The sequence below is a fragment of the Deltaproteobacteria bacterium genome (assembly GCA_020845895.1).
Lineage (GTDB): Bacteria > Lernaellota > Lernaellaia > JACKCT01 > JACKCT01 > JADLEX01.
This window is the reverse complement of sequence record JADLEX010000143.1, coordinates 1-23,384: the sequence shown is the minus strand read 5'-3', so window position 1 is coordinate 23,384 and position 23,384 is coordinate 1. Positions and strand designations below refer to the sequence as shown.

Below are 23,384 nucleotides of genomic sequence, written 5' to 3'. Positions count from 1 at the left end.
GCGAAACATGGGCGCGACGCGAAAAGAACGGGATCTGCTGGGCGAACGTGATGTTCCGGCGGACGCGCTGTGGGGCATCCACACGTTGCGGGCGCTGGAGAATTTTCCGATCGCGAATCGACCGGTGCATCCCGCGCTCATCCACGCCTACGGGCAGGTGAAGCTCGCGTGCGCGCAAACAAATCGCCGTCTCAGCGCATGGGGCGACGACACCGAAAAAGCCGACGCGATCGGGCGGGCGTGCGGGGAGATGGCGGCCGGCGAGCTCGACGCGTGGATCGTCGTGGACGCGCTGCAGGGCGGTGCGGGCACCAGCACGAACATGAACGTGAACGAGGTGATCGCCAATCGCGCCCTGCAAATTCTCGGCAGATCCTTGGCCGACTACGGTCGCGTCAGCCCGACGAACGACGTGAACCTGCATCAATCGACCAACGACACCTATCCGACGGCGCTGCGCGTCGCGGCGATCGACCGGCTGCGCGCGCTCGAACGCGCGCTGGTCGATTTGCAGGAGTCGTTTCAGGACGCGGAGAAACGCTTCGCCCACGTCGTGAAGGTGGGCCGCACGCAGTTGCAGGACGCCGTGCTCACGACGCTTGGCCGCGAAATGGGCGCGTACGCGGAGGCGTTCAACCGTGACCGCTGGCGCGTGTCGAAGTGCGAGGAGCGTCTCCGCGTCGTGAACCTCGGCGGAACGGCGATCGGTACGGGCATCGCCGCACCGCGCGCGTTCATCTTTCGCGCGACCGATGAGCTGCGCGAGATCACGGGTTTCGGCCTGGCCCGCGCGGAGAACCTGGTCGAGGCGACGCAGAACGCCGACGCCTTTGTCGAGGTCTCGGGCATCCTCAAAGCCTGTGCGACGAATCTGCTGAAGATTGCGAACGACCTGCGGTTGATGTCGTCGGGTCCGGCCGCCGGGTTGGGGGAGATCACGCTCCCGCCGATGCAGGCCGGTTCGTCGATCATGCCGGGAAAGATCAACCCGGTGATTCCCGAGGCGGTCGCAGTCGCGGCGATGCGAGCGATCGCGAACGATGCGGCGGTGACGCATGCCTGCGCCGCCGGGAATCTGGAACTCAACGCATTTTTGCCGCTCGTCGCGGACGCGCTGCTCGAAACGATCGATCTGCTCACGCACGCCGCCCACGCACTGGCGACGCGGTGCGTGCGCGGGATCGTTGCGCGCGAGGACGTTTGCCGGGCGCATGTCGAGGGCTCGGTCGCCTGCGCGACGGCCTTGGTCGCGAGCATCGGGTATGAGGCCGCGAGCGACATCGCCGCCGCCGCGACCTCGCGGGGCGTGTCGGTACGGGAGATTGTGCGCGAGCGCGCGTTGATGACCGATGCCGAGTACGACGCGCTCATTTCGCCCGAGTCCGTCTGCCGGCTCGGCGCGCCGGGCGGAGTGATCCCGTGACGACCGCGCCGAAAAGCCTTCGCCTGCACATCGGGATTTTCGGGCGGCGCAATGTCGGCAAATCGAGTCTGCTCAATGCGATCACCCGTCAGGATGTCTCGCTCGTGTCGCCGATCGCGGGAACGACGACCGATCCCGTCGAAAAGCCGATGGAACTGCTGCCGCTCGGCCCGGTGCTCTTCATCGACACGGCGGGTATCGACGACGAGGGATCGCTGGGCGAAGAACGCGCGAAACGCACGCGGCGCGTCTTCGAGCGTACGGATCTCGGCCTGATCGTCACCGACGGCGTGTGGGGCGCGTTCGAGGAGGCGCTGCGCGACGAACTTGCGAATCGCGGAGCGCCGATCGTCGTCGTGTTCAGCAAATGCGATCTCGCCGCGCCGAATGAATCGCTGGTCGAGCGACTTCGCGCGGGCGGCGCACGCGTCGCAATCACGTCGGCTACGCGCGGCGACGGGTTTGGGCCGCTTCGGCAGGCGATTCTCGACGCCGCGCCCGCGGACTTCGTCGATCCACCGGCGATTCTGTCCGACCTCGTCGGTCCGGGTGAGGTCGCGGTGCTGGTCGTTCCGATCGACAAGGAAGCGCCGCGCGGACGGTTGATCCTGCCGCAGGTCCAGTCGATCCGCGATCTGCTCGATGGTGACGCGATGGCGCTCGTCGTCAAGGAGCGCGAACTGCGCACCGCGCTCGCGAAACTACGCGAGCCGCCGAAGCTCGTCGTCACCGATTCGCAGGCGTTTCTCAAGGTCGCGGGCGACACGCCGGCCGGCACGCCGATGACGAGCTTTTCGATCCTTTTTGCGCGAGCGAAGGGCGACCTGACCACGCAGATCGAGGGCGCGGCGGCGATCGATCGGCTGCGCGTCGGCGATCGCGTGCTCGTGTGCGAGGCGTGCACGCACCATCCCATCGGCGAGGACATCGGCCGCGTGAAACTTCCGCGCTGGCTGACGCAGTACGTCGGCGGCAAACTCGAATTCGAGACCGTGCAGGGACGCGACTTCCCGGGCGATCTTTCGCCGTATCGGCTCGTCATCCATTGCGGCGCGTGCATGCTCAATCGCCGCGAGATGCTCTCCCGCATTTGGCGGGCTCGCTCGGCGGGCGTACCGATCACGAACTACGGACTCGCCATCGCGTTCAGCCTCGGCGTTTTCGAGCGAGCCCTGGAGCCGTTTCCCGGCGCGCGTTCGGCGTTCTTCGCCGGAAGGAGTCCGGCGCATGCGTGAGCCGGGTCTACCCATCGACTTCTCCGACCGGTCGTCGATCGAGGCGTGGCTTTGCGAAGGCGACCCGATCCGGCTGGAGGAGTTGTGGATCGCGGCCGACGAGATGCGGCGCGAGCACGTCGGCGACGCCGTGCATCTGCGGGGACTTGTGGAAATCTCGAATCACTGCGTGCGTCAGTGTCTATACTGCGGTATCCGCGCGGGCCATCGTGAACTCGTCCGATACCGGCTCACCATGTCGGAAGTCCTCGAATGCGCTCACGAAGCGGTGCGTCGCGGATACGGCACGCTGGTTGTGCAGGCAGGAGAAGACCCGGGTTGGACCCGGGACAGCGTGTGCGATTTGATCCGGCGAGTGAAAAGCGAAACGGGCCTCGCCGTGACGCTTTCGCTGGGCGAACGAGACGACGACGAAATCCTCGCATGGAAAAACGCGGGCGCGGACCGTTATCTTTTGCGTTTCGAGACGTCCGATCGCGCGCTGTTCGCGAGGATCCACCCGGGTCGCGTGCATGTCGCCGGCGATCGTGTCCAGAGGCTTCGGGAGCTGAGAAGGATGGGTTTCGAGATCGGCGGCGGTGTGATGGTGGGCATTCCCGGCCAGTCGTACGCCAGTCTCGCCGACGACGTGATGACGTTCCGCGAACTCGACCTCGACATGATCGGAGTGGGCCCGTTTCTCGCGCATCCGGCCACGCCGATGGGCCGAGGCGAGATCGCGTCGCTGCCCGTCGGCGAGCAGGTCCCCGCGACGAAAGAGATGACGTGCAAGGTCGTGGCACTCGCGCGCCTCGCATGCCCGGATGCCAACATCCCCAGCACTACGGCGCTCGCCACGCTCGCACCGGAGCAGGGTCGCGAACTCGGCCTTGCGCGCGGCGCCAATATCGTCATGCCGAATCTGACGCCGTTTCGTTATCGCAGTCTCTACGAGATCTATCCGGCGAAATCGTGCATTTCCGAGGACCCGGTCGATTTCAACGCGCAACTCGTCGCCCGGATCCGGGCGATCGGGCGCGAGGTGGGCGAAGGACCCGGCGCGGCGCCCGCGTGGCGACGACGCTAGGGGGCCGTCTCCTGAATCATCCGCTCGGCTTCGAGCAAGGGTTCGAGCGAGGAATCGCGCAGCAGAAACATCTCGTCTCCCATCGCGCCCGCAAACGCGTCGGGCATCTCCCGGTAGAGAATGAACCGGTCGCCGAGCGCGACGCGGATCTCTTCGGCGATGAACCGATGCGGTGCGCCGCGCCGACGCCCCACGTACATGACATGATAACGTCGTTCGTACGTGAAATCGGGAATCGTGCCTTCCGACAAGACGCGTGCCCACAGGTCATAGATGTCGCCTTCAATGGCGTAGTTCATCATGTCGGTCGTGAATCCGCCCGGCGGACGCACGTTGACCTCGAGCGCGACGAAGTCGTCGTCGGTCTCGAAAAACTCGATGTGAAAGAACCGCTCGCGGATGCCGAACGCGGCGATCACGCGTTTTCCGTAGTCTTCCAGTTTCGCGGGGATCTCGCGGCGCGTGTAATAGTGCAGGGGGCGACGCTCGTTCACGATCTCCATGATGCCCGAGCTGTAGATGTTCGAGATGCAAATCACGATGCGCCCGTCGCGATCGACCAGTCCGTCGAAGCTGCCGAGCTTGCCCGTCGCAAATTTCTCGATGACGTAGCCGTCGAGGTTGTCGGCGAGCGCGGCGTCGAGTTCTGCCGCGTTGCGCACTTTGTACGTCTTCGCCGCGCCCACGCCCGTGTCGGGCTTGATGACGAGCGGATAGCCGTGCTGCTTCGCGAAAACCGTCGCCTGAGCCGCGGTGGTGAACGCGGTCCCCTCGGTGCAGGGCACGCCCGCGGCGCGGAAGACCTCGCGCATCGCCGACTTGCTGCGGTTTCGCGCGGTGTCGGCAGGCTTCTGTCCGAAGACGTTGAAGTTTTCGCGCAGGCGCGCCTCGACCTCCAGCCAGTGTTCGTTGAGGGAATCGATCCGGTCGATCTTGCCGTGGCGGGACGTCATGTAGCCCATTGCGCGGATCATCGCGTCGTCGTCGTTCATGTCGGAGACGTAGACGTACTCCGCGAGCGCCGCAGCCAGCTCCGCGCGCAACGACTCGAACGGCGCATCGCCGACACCCACCACGTTGATACCCCGCCGCCGCGCCGCGACGCAGAACAGGTGGTACTGCGGCGGGAAATGCGGTGAGACAAAGACCAGATTCATGGCACACCCCACACGAAAAAGAAAAATTATGGCGATTCGCGCGCGGGCGCGTCAAGTTCGTCTGAAATACGTCAGTGTTTGCCGGAGGGCTCGCCAACAGGCGCGGGATATTCGTTTGAGGATCGCACCACTCCTTCGGCGTCCGGAGCGCCTTCGGTCATCGTGTGGACCTTGGCACTCTCGTCGCCGCACGCGCCCTTGAAGATGGTCGATGTGGACGAGCCGTCCTTTCCGAATTCGTCGTTCACGCACATGTCCGGCGCTCCGTCGCAGGCGTCGTCGGTCGTGGTACGGGTTAGACGTCCCTCGGCGTCGTAGCTCTTGTTCATGCACGAGTCGTCCGTGCCGTCGCAACCCTTGTCGGTGGTTTGCGCAACGACTTGCGCGTTGTCGCCGTAGGTCAGCCGGGTGCAAACGTCCGGCACGCCGTCGCAGCCGATGTCGACCGTGGTGGCGATCGGCAATCCTTCGTCATTGACCTCGTGCGTCATGCAGTCCGGCGTCTCCTCGCGGTCGTTGTCGCATCCGTGATCGACGAGCGTGCGAGTTTCGTTGCCCCACGCGTCGAAGGTCGAACGGGTGCATTCCTCGATATCGCCGTCGCATCCATGATCCGATTCCACGCGGATCAAATTCCCGACGCCGTCGTAAACGTAGTTCGTGCAGAAATCCCACGAACCGTCGCAGGCCGCGTCGTAACGCGTGCCGAGGAGCGCGCCGTCCGGGGCGTAGAATTCCTGCGAACACGACTCGGACTTGGCCCACTGGCGCGCGGGCGTTGCGCGGGGCGGGGGTTCCTGGGGAGCGGGAGAATTCGCCCGCTCGTCGGGGATCGCGATCGCCGAAGAAACCCGCTCGGGCGCCACATCGGGGTGGAATCGCGGCGAGGGAGGCGGAGGCAACGGGGGCGACGAGTCGTCGCCAAGCCAAATCGACAGCAACACCAGTGCGACGACCGCCGCAATCAGATAGACGAAGCCTCTGCGCATGGCGGCATGTTTGTGATTTTTTCCGCGGGACGCAACGGCGGCGACGCGATCGCTCGGGGTGCGCGTCCGCGCCCCGGCGCGTTCAATCGATCTTGCCGCCCTGCTTTTCAAGTTTTTTCGCGGCGCGGACCAGTGTTGTCATGATGCCGCCGCCGACGAGTCCGCCGAGGATGCAGCCGATGACCGCGCCATGCGGTCCGAAGGTTGCGTTGCCGGCGATACCGCCGAGCAGGAATCCGATCAGGACGCCGATGAGGATGGGTGCCATTCCACGACTCCAAGTGAATTGCAAATCAAATCGGGGCCTTATGCCCCCGTATAGAAAAATTGTACCCACGCGAACGAAAACCGGCAAGCGCCGGCATTCGGTTTGGCGTGGTTGATCACAAAATATCGCCCTCGTCGATCAGTCCGCCGAATCGTAATGCCTCTGGCGGTTCAGGAGCCGCGTAAGTCCGCCGATGATCCGCTCCTCGAGTTTGCTGCCGGCGGTCATCGATTCCTCGTAATGCGCGCTGGCGCTGGCATCGAGACTGATCCACCAAAACGCGAGCGGCGGAACGGGGATCTCGTGCGGCGGTTTGAAGTCCACTTCCGGGATGATGTAGCCGAGGTCGTTTCCGGCCAGGCACACGATGAAGGGGTAGGGCCGTGTGGCCTGTTTTTTCAGCGGCGGGAATTGAAACCGCAGCGCCTCGCCGTGCGCGTGCTTCTTCCGGTCTTTCGGAAAGTATCGTTCTTCGTTCGTGACGAAGTCGTCCGGCAGCGCGACGGAAAGTTCGCCAAACAGTTCCCCCGGCATCGCGAGAAACTGCGCCGGGCCGATGTTTACGACGCTGACCTCGGTCTTCATGTTCGCGCCCTTGGGGATCTCCACGCCCGTGAAAACCATGCCCTTGAGTCCGCGTTTCGTGCGGGGGTCGGGTTTGCCCTCGTCGTCGTAGAGCATCGAAGGCGTGTGGCCCATGATGCCGAGCCCACCGGTCAGGCGAAACAGCGGGTTTTCCAATGGAACGAGGATCGTCTCCCGGTCGAAGGACACATCCGCCGTACTCGCGGGTTTTGCGTTTTCGAGCGACGCCAAGGCGGCTTTCGCCATTTCGCGGCCCTGAATCACCTCGAAGCGCATGTCTGGCGAGACCTTGACGGAGTCGGGAACGGTCTTCGGGTCGGCGGTGGTCGGGTATTCCGGATGTTGTTCGGGGTCCCAGATCTTCGACGTGATGTTGGTGATCATTCCGCCGAGCGCGCCGGAAAAATACAACGGCGTGCCCCCGCGCCGGTCGCGGATCGTCTTGCGAACCCATCCGGGGAAACCCGGCGTGATGATGTGCCCCCATGCCTTCTTCGCTTCCTCGGGGACGGACGCCGGTTCGAGCAACGTGTAGCGCGGATCGCCGTTGAGCAGAATGGACTCGGGGTGGCAGGTGCCCTGAACCACCGTGGCGATCGGTTTGCCGTCGAGGGCGTCCACGGCGAGCGTCATGAGATCGTCGTCGATGATGTGCGGTTCGCGCTCGTCGGTCATGCCGAACGAAAACTTGGTGCGCGATACGCGGACGGTCGCCGGCATCATTGTGAACGCCGCCTGCTCGATGGCGCGGGCGGTCTGTCGCATCATCCAGTCGAACCACACGTGGTTGACGCCGCTCTTCGCCTCCATCTCGCCCCACAGGATCTTGGGGAAGTCGACGGGTTTCACGTCGGACAGACCCATGAGACCGATCGTGTCGGGACCCATGTGCGTGTGCGTGGAACCGAGCAGGATGAAGTCGATGTCCGCGGTCGCACCGACGAGTTTGCGGATCGCGTCGGTGTCGGCTTGCAACACCATGTAGAGATCGGTGGACACGAGCGCGATGCGAACTCCCGTGCGGGGGTCTTCGACGACGAGCGCGCCGACCTTGAGCGGGCCGTGTACGTGCGTCGCGAGCCCGGAGCCGTTGCCGACGTAAATCGGTCCATCCTCGAATTCGAGCACCGGTTCGCCCAAGTCGAAGGGCTGCGTGGGATCGCCCATGTCGTGCCGGCCGTTGCCGTTTCGATCGACGAAGCTCTTGATGCGCGGCGTGATGTCGAACTCCGCCGCGCCCGCCATGACGACGCCCGCCTTAACGCCGCCCGCGGACAACCACTCGGCATGCGCGAGACGCGGTGCCGCGACGAACGCGAGAACTAACGACATCACGGCAGCGGCGAGAAAACGTGTTCGAGTCGCGGAAAAATCAGGCATGCGTGGTCGGGGCGGCATCCCAGTTCGTGTGGGACTTGCGATTCTCGACGACCCAACCCCAAAGGAGTTCGCGGTAGGTGCGATTCGGCCAGCCGATCTCGTTGAAAAACGGACGCAGTTCCAGATTCAGGCGGCGCAAATTGTACATCGGGACGAGCGGATAATAGTGGTGCTCGATGTGGAAGTTCGACCACAGGAACAGGTAGTGGATGATCGGGTTTCCGTCCACGCGCGTACCCCACTTGGCGGGGTCCGTCTCGTCGATCCAGTAGTGCTGCCCGAGCCGATTGACGATGAAGGCGATCGGGAAGAACACCATCATGGGGATCAGGTGGACCCGCGCGAGCGTGTACCACCCACCCACGAGGCCGATGACCACGGCGAGCGCGATGTGCAGGCCGAAGTTGGTCATCCGCTCCCGACGAATCTTCGCGCGCAGCGCCTCGTCGTAGCGCTTGTTCTCGGCCCCGGCGGCGCGGGCGTAAATCCCCACCAGTGCGACCGTGAAGTACAGCGCCTTCAACCAGCGCGCATTCGTTTTCGGCGACAGGTTGCCGCGCTTGGGATCGTCGACCTCGTGGCCGAGGTTGCCGTGGTGATCCAGGTGCCATCGGGTGAACTGCGTCGCCGAGATGGCGCTCGGCCAGGAGTAGATGAGGGCGAGCGCGCGCGACAGGCGCGGGTGCGGCTTGGTGAAGATGACGTTATGAAGCTGCTCGTGCAGCAGGATGATGAAACCCAGCGCCGTGAATCCCTGAAGCGCCGCCGCCGGAACCCAGATGAACGGATTTTCGGACACCCAGCAGACGTATCCGCACGCGAACATCTGCGTGAATTGTCGCGCGACGGTGAGGAAATGCCGCCACGGGCGAAGCTTTTGAAGCTCGCGGACGCGCTCGGGCGGAAGCGTCTGGCGGATGCGCGCCAGAACGTCGTCCTGCACCTTGAACCAGGTTCGATCTCGGGCCATCGTGCTCATGGCGGCGAATGTTAGGCAAGGCCCACGGCGAAGTAAAGGATCGCGGTCAGCTCGAGGCCGTCCGCGAGGCACTTTTCGCACAAAAAATCCATTTGGCGTCCCGCGTTATTCGCACTGCGTCCGAAACCTGCGCCGTCGCATGCTTGTCGTGAAAAAACGCACTTTGATGGTGACACGGGCGGGTAACGTGGTTAATGTAGGAAAGCAGCGTCGCGGCCGGTCTTTTTTCGTCCGCGAGAGATGTTTTGACGATGTTCGGAAATGCCGATCAACCGACGAATCTGCCGGTTCTTCCCCTTCGCAACGCGGTACTATTCCCCAACTCGATCGCGCCGATGGCCGTGGGACGCAAGTTCTCGCTCTCCGCAGTCGAAGCGGCGATGGAGGACAACAGTCTCATCGCCATTTTCACGCAGATCGATCCCGACGTCGAAGTGCCCGTGGGCAGCGACCTGCATCCCTACGGAACGCTCGCCAAGGTTCTGAAGGTGATGAAGGAGCGCGAGTCGGGCACCAAGACGGTGCTCCTGCAGGGCATCTCGCGCGTGAAGCTGCTTCGGTTCACCTCGATCACGCCGCACATGCGCGTGGACGTCGAGTATCCCGAAGAGCAGAAGGCCGATGACGCCGAGATCGAAGCGCTTTCGAAGAAGACGAAGGAACTCGCGCTCGAAGTCATCCAGAACAGTCCGAATATCCCCGCCGAGGCCAAGCAGTTCGTCACCGAGATCCAGGACATCGGGCCGCTGTGCGACCTGATCGCGGCGAACATGAACGTGCCCATCGAGGAGAAGATCACGATTCTCCAGACGATGGACATCAAGGCCCGGTGCCGGCGCGTGGGACGCCTGCTGCACAACGAGCTCGAGCTCATCAAGGTCAAGAAGCGCATCGACGACGAGATCCGCACGGAGCTCGACAAAAACCAGAAGGAATACTACCTGCGCAAGCAGATGGACGCGATCCGCAAGGAGCTGGGCGACGACGACAGCCCGGAGAGCGACGTCGACGAACTCAAAAAGCGCGTCGAGGACGCGAATCTGCCGACGGAAGCCAAGGAGGCCGCGGACCGCGAGATCAAACGTCTCCAGCGCATTCCGCCGTCGAGCCCCGAGCACACGGTGTCGCTGACGTATCTGGAATGGATCCTCGATTTGCCGTGGAGCAAAACCACCGAGGACAAGATCGAGATTCAACTGGCGCAGGAAATCCTCGACGAGGATTCCTACGGTCTCGAGAAGGTCAAGAAGCGCATTCTGGAATTCCTCGCCGTGCGCAAGCTCAAGCCCGAGATCAAGGGCCCGATCCTGTGCCTGGTCGGCCCTCCGGGCGTCGGCAAGACGTCGCTGGGCGCCAGTATCGCCAAGGCCATGGGACGCAAGTTCTATCGCATGAGCCTCGGCGGTCTGCACGACGAAGCCGAGATTCGCGGCCACCGACGCACGTACATCGGTTCGATGCCGGGCCGCATCCTGCAGGGATTGAAAAAAGTCGGCGTGCGAAACCCCGTGTTCGTGCTCGACGAGCTCGACAAGCTGGGCGCCGATTTTCGCGGTGATCCGTCGTCGGCGCTGCTCGAAGTGCTCGACCCCGAGCAGAACAACACCTTCTCCGACAACTACATGCAGATCCCCTACGACCTGTCCCAGGTACTGTTCATCGGCACCGCGAACCGCGCCGACACGATCCCCATCGCCCTGCGTGACCGCCTCGAGATCATCGAGATCCCCGGCTACACGAGCCAGGAGAAGATGATCATCGCGCGCTCGCATCTCATCAAGGAAGAGCTCGACAATCATGGCATCAAGCCCGAGCAGCTCGAGATCACGGACGAAGGTCTCGGGATGATCGTCGATCACTACACGCGCGAGGCCGGAGTCCGGCAGCTCAAGCGAAATATCGCGGGCATCTGCCGGGCGGCGGCGCGCACGATCGCGGGCGGCGACGCCGAGCGGATCGTGGTCGGGGTCGAATTGGTCGAGGAATTCCTGGGACCGGAGCAGTATTTTCAGGAAGTGGCGGAGCGCACCAGTCAGGCGGGCGTCGCAACGGGGATGGCCTGGACGCCGGCCGGCGGCGACATCCTCTTCATCGAGACGACGATGATGCGCGGCAAGGGCAATCTGATCCTGACCGGAAAGCTCGGTGAGGTGATGCAGGAATCCGCACGGGCCGCGTTGTCGTATATCCGTAGCAAGGCCACGGAGTTCGACATCGACCCGGAGATCTTCGAGAAGGTCGACCTGCACATTCATATCCCGAGCGGCGCCATCCCCAAGGACGGTCCCTCGGCGGGCATCACGCTGGTGGCGGCGCTCGCCTCGCTGCTGACCGGACGCAAGGTCAGCCCCGACGTGGCCATGACCGGCGAGGTGACGCTGCGCGGACAGGTCCTGCAGGTCGGCGGCATCAAGGAAAAGATCCTCGCCGCCAAGCGCGCCGGCATCAAACGCATCCTGCTGCCCGAGAAGAATCGCAAAGATCTGGTGGAGGTGGCCGAGAACCTGCGCGAGGGGCTCGAGTTCCACTTCATCAGCAACATCGAGGATGCGCTGAGCACGGCGCTCGAGGCGCCCGTGCCGCCGACCGCGGCGCACTGACCAACCGGCCGGAAATCCCGGGCCTCGCGGCGAATTCGTCGCGAGGCCCGTTGTCGTTTTCGATGGTTTCCCACGCACGAATTCCTCAACGAATCCTCTTTGACACGGCGAAGGATTGCGGATAGGTTGACGCGCCTTTCGACGGCGCAACAGCGGTCGGCGGCGCAACACCAGCCCAAGGATTCCGTGATGAAACGTCTGGTCGCATTGATGGCGTGGGGATTCGTTCTGTCTTCGTTCCTGCTGGCGGCGGGTTGCCAGCCCACGGCCCCCGGCGCGCCCGGGGCTTCGGACTCAGCGCCCGCGGCTTCCGCGTCCGACGAGAAATTGCCCGACAGCGAGATCGCCGCGTGGGTGAACGGCAAGCCGATTTCGAACAAGCGCGTTGACGAGATGATTGCGCAGATGCCGCCGTTCATGGTCGCGCAGCTCGCGTCGCCCGAGGGACGTAAGACTCTCGTGGACAATCTCGTCGCGGTCGAACTCGTGTATGCCAAGGCGAACAGCGACGGATTCGCGAACAAGCCGGAGATCCAGGAGAAGGTCCGTGAACTCTCCAAGCACCTGATCTACGCCGAGTATGTGAAGAACCACATCGCGTCGCAGCCCAAGCTGCCGCCGCCCGACGATGCGGCGGTCAAGAAGTTCTTCGATGAGCGACCCGAACTCGCGAACTCGAACTTCGATCAGGTGAAGGATCAGATCCGCGAACATCTTTCGCGGTCGAGCGAGCAGGAGCAGATCGAAAAGTTCGTGACCGGGCTTCGTGCGGGGGCCGAGGTCAAGTACAACGAATCGCTCTCCGCTCCGCCGCCCGCCATGCCGATGATGCCGGGCGGCCCGGGCGCGCCGGAAGGCGGCATGCCCGGCGCACCCGGAACGCCGTAAAACACGAACGCGAAACATTCGCGACGCCCCGGTGGGTCCAGGCCCTGCCGGGGCGTTCGTTTTCGGGTCGGATCGCCGCATCCTCAGGGAAGGTGAACCGTCGGTTCATAGCACGAAATGGACATCTTGATCTTTTATTGTGAGTAATCTAACCTGAGAAAATCCAAATCCGTGATGTTGGTCACGTCGAAAAACCGGCATCCGGTGGAAACTGCGAACACTGCTTGGGACGTTTTTTCCCAAACCGGTCGGTCTCTCGAGACCGATCGGTGTTTTGAATGGGGCGTGTTTCGTGCTTTTCGAGTTCGCGACCGTTTTGGTCTTCCTCGTCGTCGCTGTTCTTTTCGTGTTCGGCGCGCTGTTCGTCGGACGCTTCGTCCGACCGAACCTGCCCGACGCGCAAAAATCCCTCGTGTACGAATGCGGCGAGCGGCCCATCGGCGGCGCGTGGTTCAACTTCAATCCGCGCTTTTACGTCATGGCGCTCGTCTTCATCGTCTTCGATGTGGAAATTGCGCTCACGTTCCCCGTCGCCGCCGTCGTGCGTCGATGGATCGAGGAAGGCCGTGCGTTCACCGCGATCGTCGAAGTCACGCTCTTTCTCGCCGTGCTGATCGCGGCTCTCGTTTTCGTTTGGGCGAAGGGGCATCTCGATTGGGTTCGCGAAATCCAATCGCCGGAGGATCATGGATGACCGATGAGTCCCCGAACATCGAACCGACGGTCGCGACCGGCGAAGCCGACGCCGGCGAGGGTGGCTTCATCAACGCCACGATGATGCCCGGCGCGATCGCCACGCGTCTCGACGACGCGGTCAACTGGTTCCGCAAGTCGTCGATCTGGTACCTGCTGTTCGCCACGGCGTGCTGCGGCATTGAACTGATGCAGACCGGCGGGCCGCGGACGGACCTCGACCGCTTCGGTGCGGTGTTCCGGGCAAGCCCCCGCCAGTCGGACCTGCTGATCGTCGCCGGCACGCTGACCTACAAAATGGCCGACCGCGTCCGGTTGCTCTGGGCGCAAATGGCCGACCCGAAATACGTCATCGCAATGGGAAGCTGCGCCAACTGCGGTGGACTCTTCCAGCGGTCCTATTCGGTCGTTTGCGGCGCGGACAAGATCGTCCCCGTCGATCTGTACATTCCCGGATGCCCGCCGCGTCCCGAGGCGCTCACCGACGCCATCATTCATTTGCAGGCGAAAATGAAGTCCGAGCATTGGGCCGACAAGATGCGCGGGGCGTGACGTCGTCATGAATCCCCCGGAAATCCTCGAACGTCTGGACGCCGCCTTCGGCCCGCAAACAGCGGTCCTGAGGACGGAAACGCTCGACCCATTCGTCGAGATTCCCGTCGGGCAACTGGCGCGCGCGGCGACGTTTTTGCGCGACGAACCGGAACTGCGTTTCGACACGCTGCGAAACTTGACCGGCGTGGATCGAAAAGACGCGTTCGAAATGGTCTATCACCTGTACTCGATGGACGCGCGGCACGGCCTGACGGTCAAGGTTCGGCTCGATCACGATCGGCCTGTCGCCGACTCGGTTCACGCGATCTGGCCGGCGGCCGAATGGCATGAGCGGGAGATCCTCGACCTGCTCGGCGTCGAATTCACGGGTCACCCGAATCCCAAACGGCTCTTCATGCCCGAGGATTGGGTCGGCCATCCGCTGCGCAAGAACTATGTACGCCCCGAGGTCTATCACGGCATTCCGACGTCACGGGACGTGGGCGAAACGGTCACCCGCGAACAGACGGCGAACCACCCGACCGTCCAGCCCGCCATGCACGTGCAGAAGACCGACGAAGTGGTCGGGTTCATGCGCCTCAACATGGGGCCGCACCACCCCGCCACGCACGGCGTGCTCAACTTCCTGCTCGAAACCGACGGCGAGATTCTGCGACGGGTGATCCCCGACGTGGGCTATCTGCATCGGGGCATCGAGAAGCTCGCCGAGATGAACGCGTATCTGGGCACGATGCCGTACACCGACCGCATCGATTATCTCGGCGCGATCTTCGGCAACCACGCGTGGGCGCTCGCGGTCGAAAAGCTCGCGGGGGTCGAGGTCCCGCCGCGCGGCGAATCCTGTCGCGTCATCGCGTCGGAACTCAACCGCATCGCGAGCCACCTGATCGCCACCGGCACGATCGCGATGGACCTCGGCGCGTTCACGCCCTTCGTCCACTGGATCCGCGAACGCGAGAAGATCAACGACATCATGGAGCGCATCTGCGGCGCGCGCCTGACCTACAACTATCTGCGTTTCGGCGGCGTGTCGCGCGACATCGACGCGGCGATCATCGACACCATCCTGCGTTGGCTCGATCACTTCGAGATCATGATCGACGAATTCAACCGCCTCATCACGACGAACGAGATTTTCATGAAGCGTCTTGTGAACGTGGCGGTGATTTCGCGCGACCATGCGATCGCTTATGCCCTCGCGGGCCCGAACCTGCGCGCGAGCGGCGTCGATTTCGACATCCGCCGCGACGAGCCGTACTCGATCTATTCGCAATTCGATTTCGACGTGGTGGTCGGGCGCGGCTTCGAGGGGACGGTCGGCGACAGCTTCGACCGGTTCTACTGCCGCATACTCGAAATGCGCGAGAGCGTGAAGATCCTGCGTCAGGCATGCGCGTCAATACCCGAGGGGGAGACGCTGACCAAGACGCGCGCGCTCAAACCCGCGGCGAATGAAATCTACACGCGGGTCGAGGGCGCACGGGGCGAACTGGGCAACTACGTCGTTTCCGACGGCACCGACAAACCGTACCGCATGAAGATCCGCACGGGCTCGTTTACGGCGATGTCGATCGTCGAGTCGCTCTCGCCCGGACTCATGATCGCCGATCTCGTGGCGCTGATCGGGTCGCTCGACATCGTGGCGCCGGAGGTGGACCGATGAACGTGCTGCGCATCGCGTCCGACCGGTTCATCGCGGGCGTGCTCGGGCTCGATCCCGCGACGTGGGCGCATCGGTGGACCGTGGACCTCGGCTTCATCCTGGTCGCGGCGATCCTCTCCGTGACCTTCGTCGCGCTCTTCGCGGGACCGTTGAGCTGGCTGGAGCGGCGCATCGCGGGGCGCATCATGTCGCGCATCGGACCGAACCGCGTTGGTCCGCAGGGCTCGCTCCAGTGGCTCGCCGACGGCATCAAATGCTTCCTCAAGGAAGACCTGATTCCGGAGGGCGCGGACCGCGTGCTCTATCGCATCGCTCCGTACTTCGTCTTCGCGGGCATGTTCGGCGCGTTCGTCATCCTGCCATTCGGCACGCACCTCATCGCCGCGGATCTCAACGTCGGCGTGCTCTACCTGCTCGCGATCACGTCTCTCGTGGTCGTCGGCCTGCTCATGGCCGGGTGGGCGTCGAATTCGAAATGGGCGCTGTTCGGCGGCGTGCGCGCATCGGCGCAGCTCGTGTCGTACGAAATCCCGTCGGCGTTTTCGCTCATGGCGGTGATTCTCGTCGCCGGAACGCTCTCGATGCAGGGAATCGTCTCGGCGCAGGGCGGCTGGCCGTGGCAGTGGTTCCTGCTGCGCAATCCGTTCCTGTTCGCCGCGTTTTTCCTCTACTTCACGTCGGCCATCGCCGAGGGGAACCGCACGCCCTTCGACCTGCCCGAGGCGGAAAGCGAAATCGTCGCGGGATACAACGTCGAATACTCCGGCATGCGATTTCTGTTCTTCCTGTTCGCCGAGTGGGCGAACCTGTGGATCATGAGCGCGGTCGCCACCGTATGCTTTCTCGGCGGATGGCAGATCCCCGGCGTGTCGCCGGCGCGGATCGCCGCGGCCGACGGACTCGCGTTCGCGGCCTGGCAGCTTCTCTCGTTCGTCGTTTTCGCGGCGAAGGCGTCCACGCTCGTCTTCATCGTCGTTCAACTGCGTTGGACGCTTCCCCGGCTGCGCGTCGATCAACTCATGATGACGTGCTGGAAGTACCTCGTACCGCTCTCGGTCGTTTCGATGTTCGGCGTGCTGATCCTGATGGCGACGGTGCCTGAGGGTGGTGCGGTCGACTGGGCGCTGCGGGCGGGTATGACGTTGCTCGTCGCGGCGATCCTCGTCGCCTACGCGCGAAAGGTCCGCCGGAATTATCTCGTGGACAGAGAATCCTACGAGAAGATGGAAGGCAAGGAACTGTGGTATCCCCCGTACCGGTTACCGTGAGCGAGGCGACGTGCTCATGACGATGGAACAGGCGAAATCCGAAGGCTCCACGCCTTTGACGAAGCGCCCGACCGGGTATTTCTCGAACATCCGGCGGGCGATCACGTCCACATTCGAGGGGCTCGCGGTCACGTCCAGTTGGCTCTTCCGCCGACCGATCACGATCCAGTATCCGGACAAGATCCCGCAGCCGATTCAAGATTCGCTGCCCGACAACTATCGCGGCATCCTCGAAGTCGATCTCGCGCGGTGCAGCGGGTGCATGCTCTGCGCGAAGACCTGCCCCATCAACGTATTGGATATTCAGCTCGAGAAAAATCCGGAGACGGGCGTTCGCGAAATCATGCGATTCGACATCGACATCGGGCGGTGCATGTATTGCGGGCTCTGTTCCGAGGCGTGCGCGTTCGATTCGCTTCGTCACACGACGGAGTTCGAGGCGGTCGCGTCATCGCCCGATCGGCTCGTGCTTCGTTATGTGAAAACGCCGGTGCCGGTCGCGAAAGGGAAGGGGAATCCCATCCCGCGCCGCCCGCAGGGCGCCGCCCTCGCCGAGGTGGCACCCCCGACGCACGACGGCCACCGCTGGTCGGGCCGCGCGCCGGAACCGGAGCCGGAGCCCGAGGCGCTCCCGGCGGAGGCGGGAAAGGTCGCGGGAGAGGCCGAAGCGAAGTCCGAGGAGGACGCGTCGTGATCACCGGCATCGGCGCGATCGTCTTTCTGCTGCTCGTCGCGCTCACACTCGGCGGAGCGGTCGTCGTTGCGTTCTCGCACAACATCGTGCGCAGCGCCTTCGCCCTGCTCGCCACGTTTCTCGGTGTCGCGGGGCTATACGCCACGCTCTCGGCCGACTTCGTCGCCGTCACGCAGATGCTCGTCTACGTCGGCGGTATCCTCATCGTGATCCTCTTCGCCGTCATGCTCACGTCGCGCATCGGCGAGGTCGGCGCGTCAAACCCGTCGATGGGCCTCGTGCCCGGCATCGTCATGATGGTCGGCGTCACGGTGTTGCTGGTGACAGCCGCGCTGCGCACGCCGTGGCCGGGTGCGTCGCCGGCGACGCCGACGCACACGACCGCCGCGATCGGCGACGCGCTGCTCGGGCCGTACGTACTCCCCTTCGAGGTCATTTCGATCCTTCTCTTCGCGGCGCTGCTGGGCGCGGTGACGTTGGCGAAGAGCGAAAAGAAAACCGACGACACGACCTCGGCGGTGGATTGGATCCGCAAATGACGATCGGTCTCACGCACTACCTGATCGTCTCGGCGGTGCTGCTGGCGCTGGGCTTGTTCACGATCGCCACGCGCAAGAACGCCGTGTCGATTCTCATGGGCGTCGAACTCGTGCTCAACGCGGGCATCGTCAACCTCGTCGCATTCTCCGCGTTCATGCCGAAGACCACCGACGGGCAGGTCTTCGCGATTTTCGGGATCGTCCTCGCGGCGTCGGAGGCGGTGGTGGCGCTCGCCATCATGCTCCAGCTCTATCGCGCGTTCCGCACCGTCGACGCCACGGCGAGCGCCGGGATGAAGGAATAGGCGATGCATCTCGGCGATTTTCCCCTCCTTGCGTTGATCCCGATCTTTCCGCTCTTCGGCGCGATCTACGCGGGCGCGTTCGGGCTTCGTCTGCACCGGCGGTTTGGCGAGGGCGTCATTCATTGGCCGACGGTGATCCTGCCGTGGCTGTCGTTCGTTATCGCGGCCGTCGGCTTCGTGAAACTCGCCGGACTCGGCCACGGCGGCGCGCTTTACGTCAAGCTCTGGGCGTGGATGCCGATCGGCGATCTCGATGTCGATCTCGCGCTCCTCATGGACCCGCTATCCGCCGTGATGGTGCTTGTCGTCACGTTCGTGGGGAGCCTCATCCACGTTTATTCGATCGGCTACATGAAGGGCGATCCGGGCTACTGGCGCTTCTTCGCGTATCTCAACCTCTTCATGTTCTCGATGCTCACGCTCGTGCTCGCCGACAACTTCCTGCTGATGTTCGTCGGGTGGGAAGGCGTGGGCCTGTGTTCGTACCTGCTCATCAGCTTCTGGTATCGCGACGTCGAAAAGGCGCAGGCGGGCATGAAGGCGTTCGTCGTGAACCGCATCGGCGATGCGGGCTTTACGCTCGGCCTGTTTCTCGTGTTCTGGGGACTCGCCGGAACCTGGTCCGCGCCGAAGCTCGAGCCGGTTCCGGCAGTCGAAACGGCCCTCGGAGAAACGGCGGCGATTGCCGAGCACGCCGGCGCGCACGAGTCCGGTCAGGTGGAAGCACTGCCCGCCACCTCGGTGAAATTCCGCGAGGTCGAGCGCATTCTGCACAACCCCGAACGGCGGGATGCGTTCACGGGCCAGCGGTGGTGGGGGATGAGCATCGCCACGCTCGCATGCCTGCTGCTCTTTTTGGGCGCGACGGGAAAGAGCGCGCAGATTCCTTTATACGTCTGGCTGCCCGACGCCATGGCGGGGCCCACGCCGGTCTCGGCGCTGATTCACGCGGCGACGATGGTGACCGCGGGCGTGTATCTGGTCGCGCGGCTCAATTTCCTCTTCGCGCTCAGCACCACGGCGATGACCGTCGTCGCCACGGTCGGTGCGGCGACGGCGCTCTTCGCGGCGACCATCGGCCTGTTCCAATACGACATCAAAAAGGTGCTCGCCTATTCGACCGTGAGCCAGCTCGGGTTCATGTTCGTGGCGGTCGGCGTGGGTGCGTACTGGGTCGGCATCTTCCACCTTGTCACGCACGCCTTTTTCAAAGCCTGTCTCTTCCTCGGGTCGGGCAGCGTGATTCTGGGCTGCCATCACGAGCAGGACATGCGCCGCATGGGCGGCCTGCGTGCGCTGATGCCCATCACGGCGGTCACCTACTTCCTGTCGTGCTGCGCCATCGCGGGATTTCCGTTCTTTTCAGGGTTCTTTTCGAAAGACGAAATTCTGTGGAAGGCGTTCGACACGGCGAACCTCGGCTTCGCGAGTCAGGGTTTCTGGCTGTGGGTGATCGCGGCGAGCGCGGCGCTGTGCACGTCGTTCTACATGTTCCGCTCGTACTACATGACCTTCAGCGGTGCGTATCGCGGCGCGGCGCACTCGCACGGCGAACACGGACATGACGATCACGGTCATCATGGCAGTGTTCCGCACGAATCCCCCGCAACGATGACCGGCGTGCTCGCGGTGCTGGCGTTCTTCGCGGTCGCGGGCGGCTTCATCGGGTTGCCGCACCTGTGGAATCTGCCGAATCTGTTTGAGCACTGGTTGGAGCCGGTCTTTGCCCGCACCGCCGAGAGCCTTCGCTGGGCGGAAAAGGGGGTGACGTGGGAGTGGGCTCTCATGGCCTTCTCCGTGGTTGTCGCGTTCACGGGCTTCGGTTTCGCGCGATGGCTTTATCGCAACAACACGAATCCGATTCCGGCGAAACTGTTGGCGAGCCCCAACGCGCTCGTGCGTACCATGCACAGCCTGATCTTCGACAAGTACCGCGTGGACGAGCTGTATCAAAAGGTTTTCATCGACAATACGCTCCGAACGGCGTCCGGGCTTTCGTGGTTCGACCGGTACGTGGTCGACGCGATCGTGAACCTGTGCGGAGCGATCGGTCGCGTCTTCGGGCAGTTGCAGGGCTGGATCGACTGCGTCTTCGTGGACGGCCTCGTCAACCTCATCGGCGAAGCGGTGCTGCGCGCCGGGCGCGATCTGCGCCGCATCCAGACGGGACGGATTCAGACATATCTCTATGGAATGGTCGCCGGCGCACTGGCGCTGGTGGTTTTGGTGTTCGTACTTCCTTGGTGATCGGCGGCGCGGCGCGCCTTGGCGCGTTCGCCCGCTCGTGCGTACCCGGCGCGATGCGCCGGCAGGGGTGAAGATGGACTACACAACGACAAGCACACTGCTTTCGTGGATCATTTTCGTGCCCGTGATCGGTATCGGTGCGATCATCGCCGTGTGGGCGCTCGGCGGGTCGCTGCGCATTTCACGCGAGTGCGTGGATGACGCGGCGCGGATGATCGCGCTCGCGGCAAGTCTCGTCGAGACGCTGCTCGCCGTCGTGCTCTGGCGCGCCTTCGACGGGGCGAACACGGCTCTCCAGTTCGTTCACCGCGTGGTGTGGATCCGCGATTTCAACATCGAATACTTTGTCGGTGTGGACGGCCTGTCGATCTCGATGGTCCTGCTCACCGTCTTCGTGTTTCTCGCGGCGATGATCGCGTCGCTGCCGTGGTGGGGTCGCCTCGACGACGCGCATCACCCGCACTTCTCGAAAAAGCGCGTGCCGGGTTTCATGATCCTGTTTCTTCTACTCGAAACCGGCGTGCTCGGCACCTTCTGTGCGCAGGACTTTTTCCTGTTCTACGTCTTCTGGGAAATCATGCTCCTGCCCATGTACTTCCTGATCGGCATCTGGGGCGCGCCCACGCGCACCGAAGGCGATGGGCGTGTGCGCGGCGGCCCCTACGCGGCGATCAAGTTCTTCCTGTACACGCTCGCCGGGTCTGTGTTGATGCTGCTCGCGCTCATCGCGATCTACTACAACTCGGGACCGTCGCGCCTGGTGGACGGAACGACGACCGCGCACACCTTCAACATCGTCGAACTCATCCGCATGGGCCGCGACGGCACCTTCGCGTCGGCCGCGCCGATTCTCGGCGTTGCGTTCCCGACCATCGTCTTCGCGGCGCTTTTCATCGGGTTCTCCATCAAGGTCCCGATGTTCCCGTTCCACACGTGGCTTCCCGACGCGCACGTCGATGCGCCCACGCCGATCTCCGTCATCCTCGCGGGCATCCTGCTCAAGACGGGCATGTACGGCATCCTGCGTTTCAACATGCAGATGCTTCCCGGCGTGATGGTGAGCGCGGCGGCGATCATCGCGGTGTTCGGCGTCATCAACATCATCTACGGCGCGTTCGTGTGCCTCGCGCAAAAGGACCTCAAGAAGCTCATCGCGTACTCGTCCGTCAGCCACATGGGCTTCTGTCTGCTCGGCATGGCCTCGCTGACGCCGCAGGGCATCTCGGGCAGCGTGTTCCAGATGGTCTCGCACGGCGTGATCTCGCCGATGCTCTTCCTCCTCGCCGGCGTCGTTTACGATCGCGCGCACACCCGCGAGATCGAGGGCTTCGGCGGCCTCGCCGCAAAATTGCCCGAGTACACCGCGCTCACGGGCCTCGCGTTCATGGCGTCGCTCGGCCTGCCGGGGCTGGCCGGATTCATCGGCGAGGTGCTGGTATTCCTCGGCGGATTCGGCGCGGCGGACCCGATCTTCCGCTGGTTCATCGTGTGCGCGGTTCCCGCGGTCGTCATCACGGCGGGTTACTATCTGTGGACGATGCAGCGCATGTTCCTCGGTGCGTTCAACGAGAAATGGGCGCACCTGTGGGACGTAAACTGGCGCGAGCGGCTGACGCTCTATCCGCTGGCCGCGGTCACGGTGCTGCTGGGATTCTGGCCCGCGCCGGTATTCAACCTCGTCAACGCCACGCTTCATCAACTCGTCGCCGTCGTGAAGACGTCGATGTAACGCGGGCGGGAGAGCGCCGATGACCGCCGATCTCGCCCGGATTGCCCCCGAACTCGTCCTGATGCTCGGCATTGCCGCCGTGCTCGCGGTCGATCTTCTCTGGAAGACCGCTTCGTCGCGCCGTGGCGTGCTGGCCGCGACCGCCCTGGCCGCCGTCGCCGGTGCGCTGATTGCCCTCGTTGCGAGGGGCGGCGACACGGGCACGGCGTTTTCGGGCATGCTCGCCCTCGACGGCTTCGCTGCGTTTTTCCGCGGTTTCTTCCTCGTCGTCGCGCTTTACGGTGTCTGGCTCGGCGCGTCGTCCGACGAGATTCCCGAGTCGCGGCTGGGCGAATACCTGCTGCTGCTCCTGTGCCTCACGTTGGGTCTCGCGTTTCTCGCTTCGGCGCGCAACCTGCTCATGATCTATCTGGCCATCGAACTCGTCTCGATCCCGTCCTACATCCTCGCGGGGTTTCGGCGCGGCGACCGGCGATCGAGCGAGGCGGCGCTCAAATACGTCATCTACGGCGCGGGCGCGTCGGGCCTGATGCTCTACGGTTTCTCGCTCATCTATGGCCTGACCGGTTCGCTCGACCTCGCGGCGATCGGCGGCATCCTGCCGGTGTCCTCGACCGAATTCGGCACGAGCTTGACCGTCGCGGCGGCGGCGATCTTCTCGCTCGCGGGTTTCGGATACAAGGTCGCCGCCGTGCCGTTCCACATGTGGTGCCCCGATGTTTACGAAGGAGCGCCGACGCCGTTTGTCGCGTTTCTCTCGGTCGGCCCCAAGGCCGCCGGTCTCGCCGCGCTCATTCGATTTCTCACCGTCGCGTTTCCCACGCCCGAGATGTTCGGAATCGCGGCCCGGCATTTCCCGTGGGCGCTCGTCGTCGGTGTGCTCGCCATCGCGACGATGACGCTCGGAAACGTCGTCGCCATCGCGCAGGACAACGTCAAGCGTCTGCTCGCGTATTCCAGCATCGCCCACGCGGGATACCTGCTCATGGGCGTGGCGGTCGCGTCGCCCGAGTCGATCCGCGCGGTGATGCTCTATCTCGCGATCTATCTCGCGATGAACCTCGGCGCGTTCGGCGCGGTGCTCGCGGTCCGGCATGTGACGGGATACGAGACCATCGGCG

At 63.9% G+C, this 23,384-nt stretch carries 20 protein-coding genes; 15 read left to right on the top strand and 5 right to left on the bottom strand.

Translation table 11 applies throughout. The features are described from left to right. Nucleotides 1–7 precede the first annotated feature (7 nt). From IT350_19440 to hydE, 3 genes are read left to right on the top strand one after another with little or no spacing between them, the layout of a single operon-like run. The gene (locus tag IT350_19440; GenBank protein ID MCC6160235.1) at nt 8–1,423 is read left to right on the top strand and encodes an aspartate ammonia-lyase; all 1,416 of its coding nucleotides are present in this window, start codon (nt 8–10) and stop codon (nt 1,421–1,423) included. Further along, nucleotides 1,420–2,658: a [FeFe] hydrogenase H-cluster maturation GTPase HydF gene (hydF, locus tag IT350_19435; protein ID MCC6160234.1), complete on the top strand. Its 1,239-nt coding sequence runs from the start codon at nt 1,420–1,422 to the stop codon at nt 2,656–2,658. The genes IT350_19440 and hydF overlap by 4 nt, the downstream gene beginning before the upstream one ends. After that, complete coding sequence (gene hydE / locus IT350_19430) at nt 2,651–3,724, top strand: [FeFe] hydrogenase H-cluster radical SAM maturase HydE (protein MCC6160233.1); 1,074 nt, start codon at nt 2,651–2,653, stop codon at nt 3,722–3,724. Before hydF ends, hydE begins: the two co-directional genes overlap by 8 nt. Here the strand turns inward: hydE and IT350_19425 are convergent. The 5 genes from IT350_19425 to IT350_19405 all read right to left on the bottom strand — a co-directional run bounded on the left by IT350_19425 (nt 3,721) and on the right by IT350_19405 (nt 9,073). Continuing rightward, complete coding sequence (locus IT350_19425; GenBank protein MCC6160232.1) at nt 3,721–4,881, bottom strand: ATP-grasp domain-containing protein; 1,161 nt, start codon at nt 4,879–4,881, stop codon at nt 3,721–3,723. The genes hydE and IT350_19425 overlap by 4 nt on opposite strands. A gap of 71 nt (nt 4,882–4,952) precedes the next feature. Further along, nucleotides 4,953–5,870, bottom strand: a complete 918-nt coding sequence (locus IT350_19420) for a hypothetical protein (GenBank protein MCC6160231.1) — start codon at nt 5,868–5,870, stop codon at nt 4,953–4,955. 82 nt (nt 5,871–5,952) lie between these two features. Further along, on the bottom strand, nt 5,953–6,138 hold the full coding sequence (locus tag IT350_19415; protein ID MCC6160230.1) for a hypothetical protein: 186 nt from the start codon (nt 6,136–6,138) through the stop codon (nt 5,953–5,955). Nucleotides 6,139–6,276: 138 nt separating this feature from the next. Next, a complete protein-coding gene (locus IT350_19410; protein MCC6160229.1) occupies nt 6,277–8,055 on the bottom strand; it encodes a hypothetical protein in 1,779 nt (592 codons plus the stop codon). Between the two features lie 40 nt (nt 8,056–8,095). Next, a complete protein-coding gene (locus IT350_19405; protein MCC6160228.1) occupies nt 8,096–9,073 on the bottom strand; it encodes a fatty acid desaturase in 978 nt (325 codons plus the stop codon). A 260-nt stretch (nt 9,074–9,333) separates the two neighbouring features. Between IT350_19405 and lon the strand changes: the two genes are divergently transcribed. The 12 genes from lon to IT350_19345 all read left to right on the top strand — a co-directional run. After that, nucleotides 9,334–11,682: an endopeptidase La gene (gene lon, locus IT350_19400; GenBank protein ID MCC6160227.1), complete on the top strand. Its 2,349-nt coding sequence runs from the start codon at nt 9,334–9,336 to the stop codon at nt 11,680–11,682. A gap of 189 nt (nt 11,683–11,871) precedes the next feature. After that, the gene (locus tag IT350_19395; protein ID MCC6160226.1) at nt 11,872–12,570 is read left to right on the top strand and encodes a hypothetical protein; all 699 of its coding nucleotides are present in this window, start codon (nt 11,872–11,874) and stop codon (nt 12,568–12,570) included. Nucleotides 12,571–12,862: 292 nt separating this feature from the next. Then, nucleotides 12,863–13,264, top strand: coding sequence for an NADH-quinone oxidoreductase subunit A (locus tag IT350_19390; protein MCC6160225.1), 402 nt, complete (start codon nt 12,863–12,865; stop codon nt 13,262–13,264). Between the two features lie 80 nt (nt 13,265–13,344). Beyond that, entirely contained in the window at nt 13,345–13,815 is a 471-nt protein-coding gene (locus IT350_19385) for an NADH-quinone oxidoreductase subunit B (protein MCC6160224.1), read from the top strand. A gap of 7 nt (nt 13,816–13,822) precedes the next feature. After that, on the top strand, nt 13,823–15,481 hold the full coding sequence (locus tag IT350_19380) for an NADH-quinone oxidoreductase subunit D (GenBank protein MCC6160223.1): 1,659 nt from the start codon (nt 13,823–13,825) through the stop codon (nt 15,479–15,481). After that, on the top strand, nt 15,478–16,749 hold the full coding sequence (nuoH, locus tag IT350_19375) for an NADH-quinone oxidoreductase subunit NuoH (protein MCC6160222.1): 1,272 nt from the start codon (nt 15,478–15,480) through the stop codon (nt 16,747–16,749). The genes IT350_19380 and nuoH overlap by 4 nt, the downstream gene beginning before the upstream one ends. A gap of 16 nt (nt 16,750–16,765) precedes the next feature. Then, entirely contained in the window at nt 16,766–17,443 is a 678-nt protein-coding gene (locus IT350_19370; protein MCC6160221.1) for a 4Fe-4S dicluster domain-containing protein, read from the top strand. Then, on the top strand, nt 17,443–17,982 hold the full coding sequence (locus IT350_19365; protein ID MCC6160220.1) for an NADH-quinone oxidoreductase subunit J: 540 nt from the start codon (nt 17,443–17,445) through the stop codon (nt 17,980–17,982). The genes IT350_19370 and IT350_19365 overlap by 1 nt, the downstream gene beginning before the upstream one ends. After that, a complete protein-coding gene (gene nuoK / locus IT350_19360) occupies nt 17,979–18,287 on the top strand; it encodes an NADH-quinone oxidoreductase subunit NuoK (GenBank protein ID MCC6160219.1) in 309 nt (102 codons plus the stop codon). Before IT350_19365 ends, nuoK begins: the two co-directional genes overlap by 4 nt. A gap of 3 nt (nt 18,288–18,290) precedes the next feature. Next, the gene (gene nuoL / locus IT350_19355) at nt 18,291–20,534 is read left to right on the top strand and encodes an NADH-quinone oxidoreductase subunit L (GenBank protein MCC6160218.1); all 2,244 of its coding nucleotides are present in this window, start codon (nt 18,291–18,293) and stop codon (nt 20,532–20,534) included. 73 nt (nt 20,535–20,607) lie between these two features. Then, nucleotides 20,608–22,263: an NADH-quinone oxidoreductase subunit M gene (locus IT350_19350; GenBank protein MCC6160217.1), complete on the top strand. Its 1,656-nt coding sequence runs from the start codon at nt 20,608–20,610 to the stop codon at nt 22,261–22,263. Nucleotides 22,264–22,282: 19 nt separating this feature from the next. Further along, the coding region (locus IT350_19345) for an NADH-quinone oxidoreductase subunit N (GenBank protein ID MCC6160216.1) at nt 22,283–23,384 on the top strand (1,102 nt) is incomplete at its 3' end.